Raw genomic sequence first — 18,615 nt, forward strand, 5'->3', positions numbered from 1 at the left:
TACTCACCACAGAGGACGCAGAGGACACAGAGGTTTTAAAATAAAGATAGTAAAACCTAAGGCACCAAAAAGCAGATTCATGTAGATTGCATAAGTATTAATCATTGCAATATCTACATGAATCTGCTTTTATTATATCCGGATTATGTACTTTTATCTTCCTTTCTCCGTGTCCTCTGTGGTGAGAAATTATTCAAACTCCAGTGTTCCGAAAAAGTCGGGACGATGGAAATCCGGCTTCTCTATTTCTATCGGATTCCATGACAGGAAATGGGGAGTCTGCAACTCATCACCACATTTATAGAAGTTAGCTTTTATCTCTTTTCCATCAAGGGAATCAATCTGATGTTTGAAGAACACTTTATAAGGAATGATCAAGGCTACTTCCCAACCGGATTCGTCAGCCTGTTCTTCAAAAGGCACATTACCCAAACTGGACCAGCGTTGCACAAGGGCGGTTATTTCTTTCGGAGCATGTTCACGGCCGTTGCGTGCAGGACCTGCACCAATCAGAATCGTTCCGATACAATTACATTCGATATTATAATACACCCCGTCATCTGCCGGTATAGAAAAGAATTCTACACAGGAGTCGGTCCATACAGAACCATTATCTTCTCCATATCTGGCACGCATACTCTCTTCCTTTACCTTAAAATGTAACAAGATAGAGTCCTGCGTGTGAGCTATGCGAAAATTTACTTTAGGCTTGTAGGGATACTCAGCCCAATTAACACATTGAATGGGTTGGAAATCGATCTTTTCTTCATCGAACAATTTCGGAAGCGAACAAGCCTCTACGTTAGCCGCACTAATTTTCTTTACTTTCATATTTCTTTCGTTTGGATGATACAAATATAGTTACTTTCTTCTAATAAGGTTCACAGAAATCAAATAAAAACAATATATTTGCCAATAGTAATACCTTAAAAGAACGAATTAGTGAAAAAAGTAACCCTTTTATTTCTGCTGTTTTTAAGCATCTCTGCAGTCCATACACAAGGTCAAAACATCACTTTCAGTCATTTGACCACGGATGACGGCCTTTCACAGTTCTCTGTCAATAGTATGTATATTGACGAAAGAGGAATTATATGGATCGGCACACGCGAGGGACTGAACCGGTATAACGGTAACGATATCAAAAGTTTTAAACTCAAAAAAAATGACCCGAACAGCCTGTTCAGCAACACTGTATTGCGTATCACCGGAAATAAGAAGGGGAAAGTGTACCTGCTTTGTACCGACGGTATCGCAGAATTTGACCTGACTACTCAGCGGTTTAAAACACTACTGCAAGGGAATGTAGACGCCATCTACTATAATGAGAAACTATATATAAGTAAAAGAGAGGAAGTTTTCGTGTATAACGAAAGTACGGGCAACTTCGACCTTTATTATCATTTGGCGGGAAAGGATATCACTTTATCCTGCCTGCATCTGGACGATAAAAAGAACCTCTGGATGGGGACAACCGGCAATGGAGTTTACTGCCTGTCAGAGAACAAAACAGTATCCCAACCTATCACAAAAGGCAATATCACAAGTATCTACGAAGACTCCTCTAAAGAGTTATGGATAGGTAGCTGGGAGGAAGGACTATACCACATAACGACAGACGGTAACATCGAAAATCTTCGGCATGACCCCAAAAACCCGAACAGTCTATGTTCCGACTTTGTCAGAAGCTGTTGCGAAGATAACGCCGGTAATTTATGGATAGGGACATTCTACGGTTTGAACCGTTATGACAAAAGTAGCGGTCAGTTCCAGGTTTACACAGCCGATGACAGCAGACCGGACGGACTCACTCACTCTTCCATCTGGTGTATCGTAAAAGACGGTCAGGGAACCATCTGGCTGGGAACTTATTTCGGAGGTGTCAATTACTTTAACCCGGAGTACGAAATATACACCCGCTACAAAGTAGGAGACACGGAAAAAGAAGGGTTAAGCAGTCCGATTGTAGGAAGAATGACAGAAGACAAAGACGGTAATCTGTGGATTTGCACCGAAGGGGGAGGCGTCAATGTCTACAACCGGAAAAGCAATACCTACCGTTGGTATCGACATGAAGAAGGGAAAAATAGTATTTCGCACAATAACGTAAAAGCGATCTATTACGACCGGAACAACGACATCATGTGGATTGGTACACATCTGGGAGGATTAAATAAACTCGACTTGCGAACCAATCGCTTTACCATATATCGGATGAAAGCAGGAGATCCCGCTTCACTGCCATCGGATATTGTACGCGATATCGTACCCTACAAAGACAAGCTGGTCATCGCCACACAAAACGGAGTCTGCCTTTTCAGCCCGTCCACAGGTAGTTGCCGACAACTTTTTAAAGAAACCAAAGAAGGAAGAAATATCGGCATGGTGGCCAGCCTTTGCTTCGATAAAAATGGTACTTTATGGATTGCGGCCACCGGAGAAGGAGTTTACTCTTATCGCTTTGACAGCGGGGAGCTGACCAATTATTCACATAATCCGGCTACTCCGAATAGCCTCAGCAATAATAACATCAACAATATTACGCTGGATAGTAGTGGCAACCTGTGGTTCTCCACTTCCGGAAGCGGTCTTGACCGTTATCGTGAAGAGAGCAATGACTTCGAGAATTTCGATGTACAAAAAGATGGTTTATCCAGCGATTGTATTTATGAAGTATTCGAATCATCTATCCAAAAAGGAAGTTTATTATTAATCACCAATCAAGGATTCTCACAGTTCGACTATCCGCACAAGAAGTTCTACAATTATGGTACGGAAAACGGATTCCCGTTAACAGCCGTCAATGAGAATGCCCTATTCGTAACCCACGATGGAGAAGTATTTTTGGGAGGTATTCAGGGAATGATCTCTTTCTGGGAGAAGAAGTTGCATTTCACACCGAAATCATATAGTATTATTCTTTCACGCCTGTTAGTCAACGGCAAAGAAGTACTTCCCGGAGATGAGACGGGAATTCTCGAACAATCCATCTGTCATACTCCCAAAATCAGCCTGAAATCAGACCAATCCATGTTCAGCCTGGAGTATGCAACATCCAATTTCATTCCCGCCAATAGAGACGAGATAGTCTACCGTCTGGAAGGTTTCTCCGACGAGTGGAACCATACATACCGCAAACAGACGCTTATCACATATACCAACCTGAATCCGGGCAAGTATACATTAATCATCAAATCGCAACGGGACGGTATCGAAGAGGCACGGCTCCAAATTCTGGTACTTCCTTCCTGGTACGAGACATGGTGGGCTTATCTGATCTATACAGTCATTACAATCAGCCTGTTCTGGTTCCTTATCCAGAACTACAATTCACGTATCAAGCTGCGGGAATCATTGAAATACGAAAAGAAGCATATCGAAGACCTGGAAGCACTGAACCAGTCCAAACTTCGTTTCTTTACCAATATCTCCCATGAGTTCCGTACCCCGCTTACCCTGATTGTAGGACAAGTGGAAACGTTGTTGCAAGTACAGACATTTACCCCTAATATATATAATAAGGTATTAGGAATCTATAAGAACAGTCTACAGTTGCGGGAGCTGATTACAGAATTACTTGATTTCCGTAAACAGGAACAGGGACACATGAAGATAAAGACGAGCAAGCATAATCTGGTGGAATTCCTCTACGAGAATTATCTGCTCTTCTTAGAGTATGCAAGCAGCAAGCAGATAAACTTCAACTTCATCAAGCAAACAGATGACATTGAAGTATGGTATGACCAGAAACAGATGCAGAAAGTAATCAATAACCTTCTATCCAATGCTCTGAAACATACCAAAGCAGAAGATACGATAACAATCAAGGTGTCGCAGGAGCAAGACCATGCCATCATAGAAATAAAAGATACCGGTTCGGGTATTGCTGCTGCCGAAATCGATAAGATATTCGACCGTTTCTACCAGACCGAACATCTGAACTCATTGAACACCGGAGCCGGAACAGGCATTGGTCTGGCGCTGACAAAGGGAATCGTAGAACTGCATCACGGCACTATCCGTGTGGAAAGTGAACCCGGCAAGGGAAGCAGCTTCATCATCACCCTCAAACTTGGGAACCAACACTTTACGGAAGAGCAGATCGTCAAGGAAGATGTAGAATCCACCATTCAGCAACCAACAGACGTGTTTGTTCCTTCGGTTGAGGTATTGCCCGATGCCGAATGGAAAGAAGAAGAGAGCAACAAGCGTATTGAGGATGCCAAGATGTTGATTGTGGAAGACAATGAATCTATCAAACAAATGCTAGTCAGCATTTTCGAAACATTCTATCAGGTCACAACCGCATCCGACGGAGAAGAGGCTTTGGAAAAAGTGAAGGAAGAGATGCCTAGCATTATATTAAGTGATGTCGTCATGCCCCGTATGTCCGGAACAGAACTTTGCAAACGAATCAAGACAGACTTTAATACCTGTCATATTCCGGTGGTACTGTTGACAGCCCGTACTGCGATAGAACATAATATTGAGGGACTGAAAATCGGTGCGGACGACTATATCACCAAGCCGTTCAATACAAACCTGCTGATTTCCCGTTGCAACAACTTGGTTAATTCCCGCAGACTGTTACAGGAGAAATTCAGCAAGCAACCGCAGGCTTTCGCACAAATGCTTGCTACCAACCCGATGGATAAGGAAATGCTGGACCGCGCTATGGCTATTATTGAACGCCATTTGGACAACCCGGATTTCAACGTCAACATTTTCGCCCGCGAAATGGGTATGGCACGTACTAATCTGTTTACCAAGTTGAAAGCCGTTACCGGACAGACTCCGAACGACTTCATCCTAAGTATACGTCTCAAGAAAGGAGCCGTCATGCTCCGGAACAATCCGGAACTGAATATCACGGAAATCTCCGACCGAATCGGCTTCTCTTCTTCGCGCTATTTCAGTAAGTGCTTCAAAGAGATTTATCACGTCAGTCCGTTGGCCTACCGTAAAGGGGAAGAGAAAGAAGAAGAGGAAGAAGAAACAGCGTAATATCCGGTATTATCAGGAGTGTACTATTTTGTACTTCAGTTGTACATTACTAGTCATCCTTGTTTTCTCAATTGTTTATCTTTGTATCAGTAACATTACCCCTAAAAGATAAACATTATGAGAAACGTTTCACGCCTATTCCCGTTATTGCCCGGCATTGCCATGCTAACCGGCTGCAATCACGCATCTCAAAAGAACAACGGACAAAACGTTCAGAAGCCGAACATCATTTATATATTTGCGGATGATCTTGGTATCGGTGACTTGAGCTGTTACGGAGCGAGTAAAGTTAGTACTCCCAATATTGACCGCCTGGCAGGACAAGGAGTACAATTTACCAATGCTTACGCCACTTCAGCTACCAGTACCCCTTCCCGTTTCGGGCTCTTGACGGGTATGTATCCCTGGCGGCAGGAAAACACGGGTATTGCTCCCGGAAACTCGGAACTTATCATCGACACTGCCTGCGTTACAATGGCCGATATGCTGAAAGACGCCGGATACGCTACCGGTGCTGTCGGCAAATGGCATTTGGGACTGGGGCCGAAAGGCGGAACAGACTTCAACAGCCAAATCAGTCCGAGTGCACAAAGTATCGGTTTCGATTATGAATTCATCATTCCGGCAACCGTAGATCGTGTTCCTTGTGTATTCGTTGAAAACGGACGTGTAGTGAATCTTGATCCGAACGATCCTATCACCGTCAGCTACGACCACAAAGTAGGTGACTGGCCTACGGGAGAAGAAAATCCGGAACTTGTGAAATTAAAGCCCAGTCAAGGACACAACAATACCATTATTAACGGTATTCCCCGTATCGGCTGGATGACCGGAGGAAAATCCGCTCTTTGGCAAGATGAAGACATAGCCGACATTATCACTGACAAGGCTAGGAACTTCATTGCCTCACATCAGGAAGAGCCCTTCTTCTTATATATGGGTACGCAAGACGTGCATGTGCCCCGTATCCCCCACCCTCGTTTTGCAGGAAAAAGCGGACTTGGAACACGTGGCGATGTCATTCTTCAGTTAGACTGGACTATCGGTGAAATCATGCACACATTGGATAGCCTCAACATAGCCGACAACACCATTCTGATCTTCACCAGTGACAACGGCCCCGTGATTGACGACGGCTATCAGGACTATGCCTACGAGAATCTTAACGGTCATACTCCAATGGGAATCTATCGTGGTGGCAAATACAGTGCTTACGAAGCCGGTACCCGCATTCCTTTTATCATTCGCTGGCCTGCTAAAATACAGCCTTCCAAACAACAGGCACTTTTCTCGCAGATCGACACTTACGCGTCACTTGCTTCGCTTCTGAATCAGCCCTTGCGCAAAGGTGCAGCCCCCGACAGCCAGGAACATCTGGATGTACTTTTAGGCAAAAACAATACAGGTCGTGAGTATGTAGTCCAACAAAATCTGAATAACACACTTGCCATTGTTAAGGGACAATGGAAATATATTGAACCAAGTGATGGTCCTGCTATCGAGTTTTGGACAAAGATGGAACTGGGTAATGACAAACAGCCTCAGCTATATGATCTCTCATCCGACCCATCGGAGAAAACGAATGTAGCGAAGTCACATCCCGAGATTGTAAAAGAGTTATCCGCATTATTGGAAAGTGTAAAAGAAGAATAGAAATATGAGAATAATAGATTTGTATGATTTTGCACCTATCTTGAATAATTCTACCCATACAAGAAAAGTCAATCTGTATATCTTTGCAGACGTAGATTCAATAAAATCACTTAATTTTTAATATATGGAAAAACATTTATCCACTCAAACTAGGAAAAGGATTCTCTCCTCACTTGGACTGATCTTATTTTCTGTTTCTTTTGTACTTGCACAGGTACTTGTAAAGGGTACAGTGAAAGATAACTTAGGTGAAGGAGTGCCGGGTGCCAGCGTTCAGGTAAAAGGAACTTCACAAGGAACAATCACTGACCTTGATGGTAAATTTGCTCTTAATGTACCTAATAAGAATGCAATACTAGTTATTTCCTTTATTGGTTACACTACTATCGAGCAGAAAGTTGACACACAAAAGCCAATGCTCATCACACTGAAAGAAGACACCAAAACGTTGGACGAGGTTGTCGTTGTCGGTTATCAAGAAGTACGTAAACGAGACTTGACAGGTTCTGTTGCTAAAGCGAATCTGAATGACGTACTGAGTGCTCCGGTTGCTTCTATTGATCAAGCTTTAGGAGGACGTATTGCGGGAGTTAATGTAACTTCAAGTGAAGGTACACCCGGTAGTTCTATGAACATCGTTATTCGTGGTAATAACTCATTGACTCAAGAAAACTCTCCCCTGTTTGTTATCGATGGTTTTCCAATTGAAGATTCATCTGCAGCAAGCACTTTGAACCCATCGGATATAGAATCAATGGAATTCTTAAAAGATGCGTCAGCCACAGCTATTTATGGTGCACGCGGTGCCAATGGTGTAGTTATCATTACAACAAAGAAAGGTAAAGTAGGTAAGCCTCAATTATCTTATGATGGCAGTTTCGGCATACAACACATCACTCGTACTATTCCGATGATGGATGCTTACGAATTCGTAAAACTGCAAAATGAAACTTATCCTGAAATTACATCTAGGACCTATTTCATGAATTATCAAGGAAAGCAATGGTCACAGGAAGATTATCGCAATATTCCTCAATACAACTGGCAAGACGAAATATTCCAAACAGCTTGGCAACATAACCATACTGTCAGATTGATGGGAGGTACAGAAGGGATTCGATACAATGCTTCTCTCTCTTACTTCGATCAAAATGGAACCGTGTTAAAGACCGGGTATGAACGTATGCAGGGACGTATGAATACAGTTGTACGTCGCAATAAACTGAATATGAGTCTCACTACCAACTATTCACGTTCAATCCAAACTGGTAGTACTCCTTCCGCAACATCTTATAGTGGCATGAATAACCTCTTTTACAGTGTATGGGGATATCGTCCGGTTACAGCTCCAGACAAACCATTAAGCTCACTAATGGAAACTGTTATTGACGAGACAATCGATAGTAGTAGTGACTACCGCTTCAACCCAATCATGTCTTTAAAAAATGAATACCGAAAATACTATATCAATAACCTGCAAATAAACGGATTTGCGGAATATGAAATCATCAAAGGCCTAAAACTGAAAGTATCAGGTGGTTATACTTATGACTCCCGCAATCAGGATCAATTCAACAACTCAAAAACACGTTACGGAGGTCCAACTTCCACAGATAAAGTCAATGCACAAGTTGTCCGTCAACAACGTTTAACTTGGCTGAATGAAAACACATTGACCTATCAGACCAATATCAAAAAGAAACATTTCTTTAATGCATTGGCCGGTATTACATTCCAAAACTCGGATTATGAATATTATTCGTTCCGGACAACTCATATCCCTAACGAATCACTCGGTATGGCAGGGATGAGCGAAGGACAAGTAGGAGCCACAAGTTCTGCTAAATCTTCTTGGTCAATGCTTTCTTATCTAGGACGTTTGAACTATAATTATCAATCCAAATACTATGCAACGGCTTCTTTCCGTGTAGATGGATCTTCCAAATTTAACAAAGATAACCGTTACGGCTATTTCCCGTCAGCTTCTTTAGCATGGACTTTCACAGAAGAAAACTTCATGGCCCCCCTAAAGAAGATAATCTCCAGTGGTAAACTCCGTGCAAGCTGGGGTCTTACGGGAAACAACCGCATCGGTGAATACGATTATTACGCACTATTGGCAGTACTTAAATCAAGAGTTGGTGCTTACACATCCAACAACTCTATACCAAGCGGCGTATATCCTTTTGATAATGATGCAACTAATGCTGGTGTTGTTCCAACATCTTTACCTAATAAAGATTTGAAATGGGAAACCACAGAACAATGGAATCTTGGACTTGACTTAGGATTCTTTGACGAACGGATCGGAATTACAATGGATATCTATCGCAAAACGACGCGTGATCTATTACTAGACGCCACACTGCCCTATTCCTCCGGCTATTATAGTGCAATCAAAAATGTAGGTAAAGTACGTAACGATGGATTGGAACTGAGTTTAAATACTACCAACATCAAAAACCGTGATTTTAAATGGACGAGTAACTTCAACATCTCCTTTAATAAGAATAAGGTTCTGGAATTAGCCGAAAATCAGACATCGTTATTAAGTTTTGCACAGTTTGATCAGAAATACAATAGCCAGTCAAGCTACATAGCCAAAGTAGGCTACTCCATGGGAATGATGTACGGATACGTCTATGAAGGAACTTACAAATATGATGATTTCAACAAATCAGGTAGTTCTTATAGTTTGAAACCGGGAGTTCCTCACTTCTCAACAGAAAACAATACTCAACCGGGTATGCCTAAATATGCTGACTTGAATGGTGATGGTGTGATCGACTCCAATGACCGTACTATCATTGGACGTGGTCTTCCAATACATACTGGAGGTTTCACTAATAACTTCGAGTATAAAGGAATAGATTTAAGTATATTCTTCCAATGGTCTTACGGCAACGATATCATGAATGCCAACCGTTTATTCTTTGAGAGTGGAAACAACAAATCGCGTGAACTAAACCAGTATGCAAGTTACGCCAACCGTTGGACTCCGGAGAATCCGACCAGTGATATCCCCTCCGCTACCGACTCTAGTTCGAACCGTGTATTCTCTTCACGTATCATAGAGGATGGCTCATTCTTACGTTTGAAAAACGTAACTCTCGGATACACATTCCCGGCACAGATGACTCGGAAATGGAAAATCGATAAAGCACGTGTTTATGTTGCCGCCCAAAATCTTTGGACATGGACTAGTTATTCCGGCTACGATCCTGAGGTATCTGTACGTAGCAGCAGCGCTTTAACTCCGGGACTGGACTATTCTTCTTATCCTAGAGCCTATTCAATTAGCTTCGGTGTAAGCTTAGGATTCTAAACCGATGATTAATCAGTAATTCAAAACAAGATTCAGATTATGAAAACATTAAAAATAGCAATCATATCTTTACTGGTCGGCTTCACATTCGCATCCTGCGAATTTCTAGAGAAAGAGCCAACAAAGTTAACTCCGGAGAACTATTTCAATACGGAGGAAGAAGCTGCTTCCTTCTTGACTGGTATATATGCCACTATCTCTCAGCAAGCTTTTTACGGTGCAGATTATATGTACTTAGTTGCAGGAGATGATATGTCACATTATGGGGGTAGCCGTGGTCCTGCTGATAGAGGACTTATCTGTAACAATGCAACAACCAGTGATGCAACTGTAACTGCACTTTGGTACGTATTATACGCAGGTATCAACCGTGCTAATATGTTTTTAGAAAACATCGACCACGTAACCGGAATGTCAGATGCTGTAAAAGCACAATATATAGCAGAAGCCCGTTTTCTGCGCGCTTTCTACTATTTCACTTTGGTTCAATGTTGGGGAGATGTTCCGTTTAAGACTTCTTCTACTCAAAGTGTTGTCGGCCTTGATATCCCTCGTACCGATAGACAAACTATCTACAACTTTATTGTCACTGAAATGGCTGACGCCGCAGAAACCGGTTTGAAATCGGCAGCGGAACTATCTTACAAGCCGGGACGTATCTCGCAATCGACCGCATGGGGAATATTGGCTCGCGTTTACCTATTCCGTGCTGGAGAATATCATCGTGAAAAAAGAAATGCGACGCAGGCAGAAACAAAAGACTATTATGAGCAAGCCAGTTTTTACGCACAAAAAGTGATAGGAGCTGGTCATGGACTCGCTGAAAACTATTGGGATTTCTTCATCGACTTATGCGCCAACCGTTACAACACCACAGCCAACGAAAGTATTTGGGAAGCAGAATTTGCAGGAAACAACACTTCAGACACACAAGCGGAAGGTCGTATCGGTAACTTCTTCGGAGTGCCAGCCAAAGACTTTTCCTCAAATAGTAGCATTGTAGGGAAAGCTGATCCGGGCTATTGTTATGGCTTCATTTACAGTACCCCTAAACTATATAATTTATATATAAACAATCACGACATCGAGCGTTTCAATTGGAATATCGTTCCGTTCACCTATGTGTATACCGACAATGGTGTAACCGGCCGTACTTTTGAATTGGGTAAAAAAGCAGAAGTGATGGCCCAGTATGGCCCGATATCTTATCAATACGGTGATAAAGATACAGAGAATACTTCAAAAACGACTAATTACAGTCGCCCATGTGGAAAATTCCGCCGTGAATATGAAGCCGATAAGAAAGATAAGAATTATACTTCTATCAACTTTCCGATCCTACGGTATTCCGACGTACTATTGATGATTGCAGAAGCAGAAAATGAAGCTAACGACGCACCTACCAAACTAGCCTATACTTATTTGAACGATGTTAGAAGACGTGCCGGTATCACAGAGTATCCGGAAACCTTATCAAAGGAAGAATTCCGTCAAGCTGTAAAAGACGAGCGCGCTATGGAGCTTTGTTTTGAATATACTCGTCGTTTTGATCTGATCCGTTGGGGTGAGTTTGTAGACAATATGCAAGCATTGGTATCTCAAGCTCAATCAGGAAATGCTGCAAACTGGCCTCAAGGACAAACCAATGTATATGCATATTTTAATATTACAGATACATACAATTATTTCCCTATTCCCGATGCGGAGATGAGTGTAAATAAAGCTATTACACAAAATAATCCGGGATGGTAATAACAAGTTTCAACTAATAAAAGCAGATTAAAGTATGAAAACATATAAATTAATAGCTCTATGTTTGGCGAGCCTATTCTTTGGTGCGTGTGAGGATGGCTTAGATGAAGAGGTAGGTCTCCAAGTATCTGTAGCTACAAACGAAAATACCAGTTACGATGGTCAGATAGTGACAGTGAAAAAAGGTACTCCCGTACAATTCCTATTATCCGGCGATCCAGACTTTATATCTTTCTTCAGTGGCGAAGAAGGATATAAATATCAGTATCGCGAACGATCCAGTATTGATCCCTCTCAATTAGAAAAAGTCAGTCTTGACTTCTCTATAAATCTACAATACGGTAATATAAATGGAACAGAAAGACACGTTTATATATCGGATGAGTTCCCTGGATTATCTAAAGACAATTTTGAGAATGATTCTATATTAGTAGAACAGTTCGAAACTGATGGCCGATGGAAAGAGATTGTCAATGAATATCCGGCTATCAGCAAAACTCAATCATATAGTATTGACGTATCCGAATATATAGGGAAAAAGGTCACTTTAGCTATTTGTTATAGAGGATTAAAAAATAATGCAGCTCAATCCACTTTCCGTTTTGACCAGATGTGTTTTACTGATGTAATGAAAAATGGCCAAACCACCCAATATTCTGCAGGGTCCTTTGGTTTTGTTCCTTTGAATATGAAAAACAAATGGAACCTTTCTGACCAAGCTAAGATGAAAGGAGACCCTGAATACGGTTCAGAAGCTGGTATAAGTGGTATATGGAATCTGGATAATGTGGGCACCGGAACTCTCATCTTACAAAGCAGTTCTATAGGATCTGGTTTGAAATACAGTTGGCTAGTATCAGATCCAATAGCTGTAAATTCGTGTACCCCAGATCAAGGAACAAAGATAAAAGACATTACCCAATCTTTGGATTCTTACACTCATACTTATAACGAAATTGGTATTTACAACGCAACATTCTTGGCTAGAAATGCAAATATAGATCATGCATCTACAGTGACGCGCAATTTAGTCATTAATGTAGTCGAATAAGAATAACTAATAAATAAAATAACTAATAACATATATCTATGAATTACTTTAAATCAATCCTGTTAACCGCATTCGCGCTATTTGCGCTAGCATCATGCGATACTGACGATTTGAGAGACGATGTTGATAACCTGAAAGATCGCGTCAGTTCTCTAGAAGCACAAGTCAACTTGTTGAATGATAATATGACAGCCATCAAGCGCTTGCTTGAAGGTGGTCAGAGCATTACGAATGTAAACGAAGTAAGTGGAACATATACATTGACCTTAAGCGATGGTTCTACTATTAAATTAACTCAAGGTTCTGAAGGAACAGTGAAAATTCCAGAGATAACCGTAAATACTGACGGACAATGGGAAGTAGAAGGCGTTGTACTCACACAAAACGGTACACCTGTACAGGCTGTAGGAACTCCGGGTACAGATGGTATTACTCCTAAATTCCAAATTACCAAAGATGGTAGTTTCTGGCAAGTTAGCTATGATAATGGTACAACATGGGAAGATGTAAAAAACGAAAATGGTGAGAAAGTATCTGCCGTAAGTTCCGGTGAAGGAGGAAGTACTGATACTTTCTTTGAATCAGCTAAGGTAGAAGGAGACTTTTTTGTAATCAAGCTAACTTCAGAAAGTGAACCTATCTCCATTCCTATCGTGAAAGATGTTATCTGTAAAATAGTAGAACCTACAGAAAGCTTTAAAAATGGAGTATGGGAAATTGGTTACGGCAAGACTGCCACAACTGAAATTGAAATTAAAGGAGAAAATATTATAGCAAATGGACCTGCTGGTTGGACAGTAAGTGTTAGTGATATTGACGAAAGTACTAACAAAGCGACATTGAGTGTAACGGCTCCGGCAAATGCTGCGACCCTCACACGTGCTACGGCTGATAACAGTTGTGAGGTTACAGTACAAGCTAATACAAATGCAAGCTGGGCAGTTGCTAAGATTCAAGTAAAAGCCGTACAAATCATCGATAGTTATTGGGAACTATATAAAAGTGGAGCCACATTTACAGTAAATGGTATCGAAGTTAACAATACAAAATTCCCAGATGCAGAATTCATTGATACAAACAGGACAATTGAAGTTCCTGGAACTTATTTTATTAAAGAAGGAGTCACTCTCACATACAGTAGCACTGTTAATGCTTTGAACTTGTTATTTATAGGAGACAATCCCAAAACTATTAGTACAGTAGAAGTCTCAACTAACTATATTCGACTTAGACAAAACAGTGATACTGGACATTTCTTATGCAAGAATATCATATTTAAAGCAGCTCCTACATTTACCAATTATTTATTCACTGTTTATGCAGATGAATCCTTTAGCCATGTTGCATTTGATCAATGTCAAGTCGTTTTAACAGGAAAACCTTTATCTGCTATAACGAATGACAAACGAAGCATAGCTGATTTTAGTATAGAGAATTGTATATTCAACCTTTCATCCACTACACAACAATTTGTAATTAATACAAGTACTAATAAAAACCAAGATTACAATAATATTACAATAAGAAACAATATATTTTATTGTCCATCTAATAAAGTTACACAATTTGTTCTATTCAATGGACAAAATTCTGGTATAAATAGTCTAACTCTAGAAAATAATACATTTATCAATCTCGAAACTACAACTGGTGGCTATATCAATATTGGCAATTTATCAGAAATATCAATAAACAATAACATATTTTGGACAAATACGACAAAAGGAGATGACACTAATGTCGTAATCGTACGCTCCAACACTACTACTCCAGAAAAAGGGACTTGTGCGAATAATCTTCTTTACAAAACAATGAATAATACATGGCAGATGTTCTTTGGAGGTAAACTACCTTTTACTGGAGCAGAAGAACTAAAATCCGCAACTTCTAATCCTTTCGACAGCGGCACCTTCGACCTCGACAAAGGTATCTTCATTCCTAGTGCAGAATATGCCCAATATGGTGCATCCATCAACTAATACCGATGACAGATATGAAAAAAGTAATATCATTAATATGTATCAGCCTACTCGTCGCACTTTACTCGTGCGACGAACGGGATGACTTGCGCTCCGACATTGATGACCTGAAAGACAGAGTCGCCAACTTGGAAGCCAGCATAGAACAGATGAACTCAGACATCAGTAACTATCAACAGATGGTTCAAGGTAAAATACTTATCGTCGGCTACAATAAAGACGAACAAGGAAACTATACAGTGGAACTAAGTAATGGCGAAACTATTACTGTATACAGTGGAGAAGTCGATATGGCCGATATGCCTCTATTCAGTGTAAATACAGACGGGAATTGGACTTATACAATCAATGGTATAACAACAGAACTAAAAGATAAAGAGGAAAATCCTATCAGTGCCTATCCTGAAACCGGAGACGCAGGGGTAACTCCCCAAATGCGAGTAAGTGCAAAAGGTTTTTGGGAAATTTCAGTTGATGGCGGAACAACTTGGGAACTATTAGGAAATGATCAGATTGCTGATGGAACAGTGGCAGCATCCAGTGCAAGTTCTATATTCAGCAACGTAGAAATTGACGAAGCTACAGGAGAAGCAACTTTTACTATACGTGCTGACGAAAGTCAAGTCACGGTACCCATTTACGGTAAGGACTTCTATCTAACCATTGAACACAGTGGTACCGTTACTTTCGGGCTGAAACAAGAACAACGTTTTAATGTGCAACAGGCCAATGTAGAAACAGCTGTCATTGAAAACAATACATGGGGTATCAAACTGACTGAAACGGAATTGATTGTAACAGCTCCTGCAACAAACGTGCAAAATAAAGAATATGAAGAGCTAATATACATCAAAATATTTTCGAAAGAAGGCTATTGCCGAGTTGTCAAACTACCGGTAAAATTGCTCACAACAGAAATAGATGCCAATTCGGCAACTGCCTGGCAAAGGTTTAAAACAGGAAATGAAAATGTATTGCTCGACTACTCGTATGCTGGATATAATCATGGAGAAAGTGCGCCGCAAGGCGCATTTTCTTTAGGATACAAAGTGTTCAACGTAAAAGAACGGATGACGGATAAAAAGATGAATGCCCGGCAAGCACTGATTGATATTCTAGAAGAGAACGATATGACAAGAACCAAGAATACATCAGCCATCAAACCAAACGCAAGAGTCGTTATCTATTTTCCCGCTGGTGACTATGTATTGCATAATGACGATGACAATAAGAAAGATCCTGATAAACAACAGGACGCTCTCGACTCTAAAAATAATAACGTCAGCACAGGTATTGAAATCTATGCCGGAAACTTTGTCATTAAAGGAGACGGACCGAGCAAAACACGTCTGATTATGGAAACCCCAAACTTACCAACCAGCGTCACCAATACAGGTTCATCTCCTGCATTATTGACTATAAAGCATACCAACAGCCCCAACCATCCGAATAATTCAAAGAAACTAGCATCAGTTACCGAGAACGCAACACGAGGAACATTTACTATAAAAGTAGATGGAACAACGAATATCAAAAGTGGTAGTTGGGTACAACTACGTTTACGTAGTGGCAATAGAGATCTCGTACAAAGTGAAATCGGTCCAATGACGATCAATAACAGTTGGGCTATTGCAAAGAATCCAACCTATATGGATACAAACGACAGCTATGGCGTAAAAATCACCGAGTTTCATCAAGTAAAAAGTGTGAGTGGAACTTCTGTGACTTTCTACGAACCTATCATGCATGACATTGATATAGCATACAATGACGTAGGAGGATGGGAGATCCGTGAATACAAGTATATGGAAAATGTAGGAGTGGAAGATCTCTCATTTATTGGCAAAGCTTTAGACGGATTTTCACATCATGGCGACGACTATAACGTAGATAAGAACCAATTTGGCTGGCAATATGACGGTGCATATAAACCACTGGTGTTAAATCGTGTAGTCAACTCATGGGTTCGTAATGTTAACTTCGAAAGTGTCAGCGAAGCATTATCGTTGGCAGAATCAGCCAACTGCTCCGCTTATAATATCCGCATCAGCGGTTATCGTGGCCATTCCGCTGTACGTGCTCAAGGTTCTTCACGCATTTTTATCGGTAAAGTTCGTGATGAAAGTGCCGGAAAGGACAGCAAAGGCAAGCAGTGTCAAGGGCAGTTCCACGGATGTGGCGTATCAAAACCAAGTATCGGCACTGTTCTTTGGAACGTCACTTGGGGCAGTGACGCCTGTTTTGAAGCTCACGCTACTCAACCAAGAGCCACTTTGATTGATAATTGTAGTGGAGGGCTTGTATATTATCGAGCTGGAGGAGATGAAAATGAAGTACCCAACCATTTAAGTGATCTTACTCTATGGAATCTGAATGTGACAGGTACTGACGAACATTCAGGAAGCTTCTCGTGGTGGTTGCCTAATGACAAATGGTGGAAGATTTACCCGCCTATTGTAGTCGGTCTCTATGGAGGGACTATTACATTCAAAGATAAGAGCCAACTTTCTTATGAAGAAAGTATCGGAGCAAAAGTAACTCCAGAATCATTATATGAAGCACAACTTCAAAGTCGTTTGGGATATGTACCCGGATGGCTAAACGCTATAAAATAGACTTTGTGTCTACACAATTTTTCTAACCGATAAAAAACGTATATGAAAATCAGACTTTAATCAATTTAACACCGGAAGAGAGGGGCCGCGAGGTTCTTCTCTTCTCATTTTCATTCTCAACGCCCCCTCCGTATCTACAAGAGAAAGATTTCTGAATTCTAACCCTAAATTATTCTTTTACAATAACACTAACCGAATCATAAATACAGTACCTTTGCAAGTGCAACAAGGAGATAGTAATAGAGAAAATAATATCAGATCGATGGAACTGCAACAGCTACCCATTCATTTCGCCCCATTACAAGGCTATACAGAAGCATTTTACCGCAATGCGCATGCTACCGTTTTCGGTGGTATAGACACTTATTATACCCCGTTTGTACGAATTGAGAAGGAAAGTTTCAGGAATAAAGACGTCAGAGAGATTGATTTCGCAAACAATCATGTGCCGCATTTAATTCCTCAGCTGATTGCTCCGTCCGCAGAAAAAGCGGAGACCATTCTTTCCCTTTTCATTGAAAAAGGATATGGCGAAGCAGACATCAATCTGGGATGTCCTTTCCCTCTTTTAGCCAAACGGCATAACGGCTCGGGAATACTTCCTTATCCGGAAGAGGTCAAGACATTATTAGGTATAGTCGTGAAGTACCCGCAAATCCGCTTTTCCGTAAAAATGAGATTGGGCTGGGAAAATCCGGAGGAGTGTCTCGCCATCGCTCCCCTATTAAACGACCTTCCTCTAAAACAGGTAACGATGCATCCCCGCCTGGGCAAACAGCAATATAAAGGAGACGTAGACCTCAAAGGCTTTGCCGCTTTTCAAAGCGTCTGCAAACATCCGCTTATTTATAACGGTGATATAAAAAGACGGGAAGATATCCTGCGAATCCAAGAGCAATTTCCCATGCTGGCGGGAATAATGATCGGACGGGGATTACTAGCCAATCCGGCATTGGCACTGGAATACAAAGAGAACCGTACACTATCCGCCGATGAAATGAGGAACAAACTACACTCCATGCACACATCCGTATACAGCCAATATGCCGCACAATTGGAAGGAGGGGAAGGGCAACTGCTCAATAAAATGAAAACCTTCTGGGAATACCTGGCGCCTGAAGCAGACCGGAAATCGCTAAAAGCAATCCATAAAAGCGGCACACTCCAGAAGTACAACCAAGCCGTTCTTAGCTTTTTTGGTCAACGATAAGTTAATTGACGGTTATTTTTTGTAAT

The 18,615-nt window shown here is 41.2% G+C and carries 9 protein-coding genes; 8 read left to right on the forward strand and 1 reads right to left on the reverse strand.

Annotated features, from left to right (window positions below; translation table 11 throughout):
* Positions 1 to 189: 189 nt before the first annotated feature.
* Complete coding sequence (locus ACNOGP_RS03340; RefSeq protein WP_418214060.1) at positions 190 to 831, reverse strand: carbohydrate-binding family 9-like protein; 642 nt, start codon at positions 829 to 831, stop codon at positions 190 to 192.
* A gap of 111 nt (positions 832 to 942) precedes the next feature.
* Between ACNOGP_RS03340 and ACNOGP_RS03345 the strand changes: the two genes are divergently transcribed.
* The 8 genes from ACNOGP_RS03345 to ACNOGP_RS03380 all read left to right on the forward strand — a co-directional run bounded on the left by ACNOGP_RS03345 (position 943) and on the right by ACNOGP_RS03380 (position 18,589).
* The gene (locus ACNOGP_RS03345; RefSeq protein WP_418214061.1) at positions 943 to 5,004 is read left to right on the forward strand and encodes a hybrid sensor histidine kinase/response regulator transcription factor; all 4,062 of its coding nucleotides are present in this window, start codon (positions 943 to 945) and stop codon (positions 5,002 to 5,004) included.
* Between the two features lie 117 nt (positions 5,005 to 5,121).
* Positions 5,122 to 6,657: a sulfatase-like hydrolase/transferase gene (locus ACNOGP_RS03350; protein WP_418214062.1), complete on the forward strand. Its 1,536-nt coding sequence runs from the start codon at positions 5,122 to 5,124 to the stop codon at positions 6,655 to 6,657.
* Between the two features lie 124 nt (positions 6,658 to 6,781).
* Complete coding sequence (locus tag ACNOGP_RS03355; RefSeq protein ID WP_418214063.1) at positions 6,782 to 9,982, forward strand: SusC/RagA family TonB-linked outer membrane protein; 3,201 nt, start codon at positions 6,782 to 6,784, stop codon at positions 9,980 to 9,982.
* Between the two features lie 39 nt (positions 9,983 to 10,021).
* A complete protein-coding gene (locus ACNOGP_RS03360; protein WP_418214064.1) occupies positions 10,022 to 11,734 on the forward strand; it encodes a RagB/SusD family nutrient uptake outer membrane protein in 1,713 nt (570 codons plus the stop codon).
* Between the two features lie 34 nt (positions 11,735 to 11,768).
* A complete protein-coding gene (locus tag ACNOGP_RS03365; RefSeq protein ID WP_143867063.1) occupies positions 11,769 to 12,785 on the forward strand; it encodes a DUF5017 domain-containing protein in 1,017 nt (338 codons plus the stop codon).
* A 38-nt stretch (positions 12,786 to 12,823) separates the two neighbouring features.
* On the forward strand, positions 12,824 to 14,764 hold the full coding sequence (locus ACNOGP_RS03370) for a PL29 family lyase N-terminal domain-containing protein (protein ID WP_418214065.1): 1,941 nt from the start codon (positions 12,824 to 12,826) through the stop codon (positions 14,762 to 14,764).
* A gap of 14 nt (positions 14,765 to 14,778) precedes the next feature.
* Complete coding sequence (locus tag ACNOGP_RS03375; protein ID WP_418214066.1) at positions 14,779 to 17,379, forward strand: DUF4955 domain-containing protein; 2,601 nt, start codon at positions 14,779 to 14,781, stop codon at positions 17,377 to 17,379.
* 262 nt (positions 17,380 to 17,641) lie between these two features.
* Positions 17,642 to 18,589 (forward strand): tRNA-dihydrouridine synthase family protein, encoded by a 948-nt coding sequence (locus ACNOGP_RS03380; RefSeq protein ID WP_418214067.1) that lies wholly within the window; start codon positions 17,642 to 17,644, stop codon positions 18,587 to 18,589.
* Positions 18,590 to 18,615 lie beyond the last annotated feature (26 nt).

Origin of the sequence: Bacteroides difficilis, from assembly GCF_048319815.1 — a bacterium.
Taxonomy (GTDB): Bacteria; Bacteroidota; Bacteroidia; order Bacteroidales; family Bacteroidaceae; genus Bacteroides; species Bacteroides zhangwenhongii.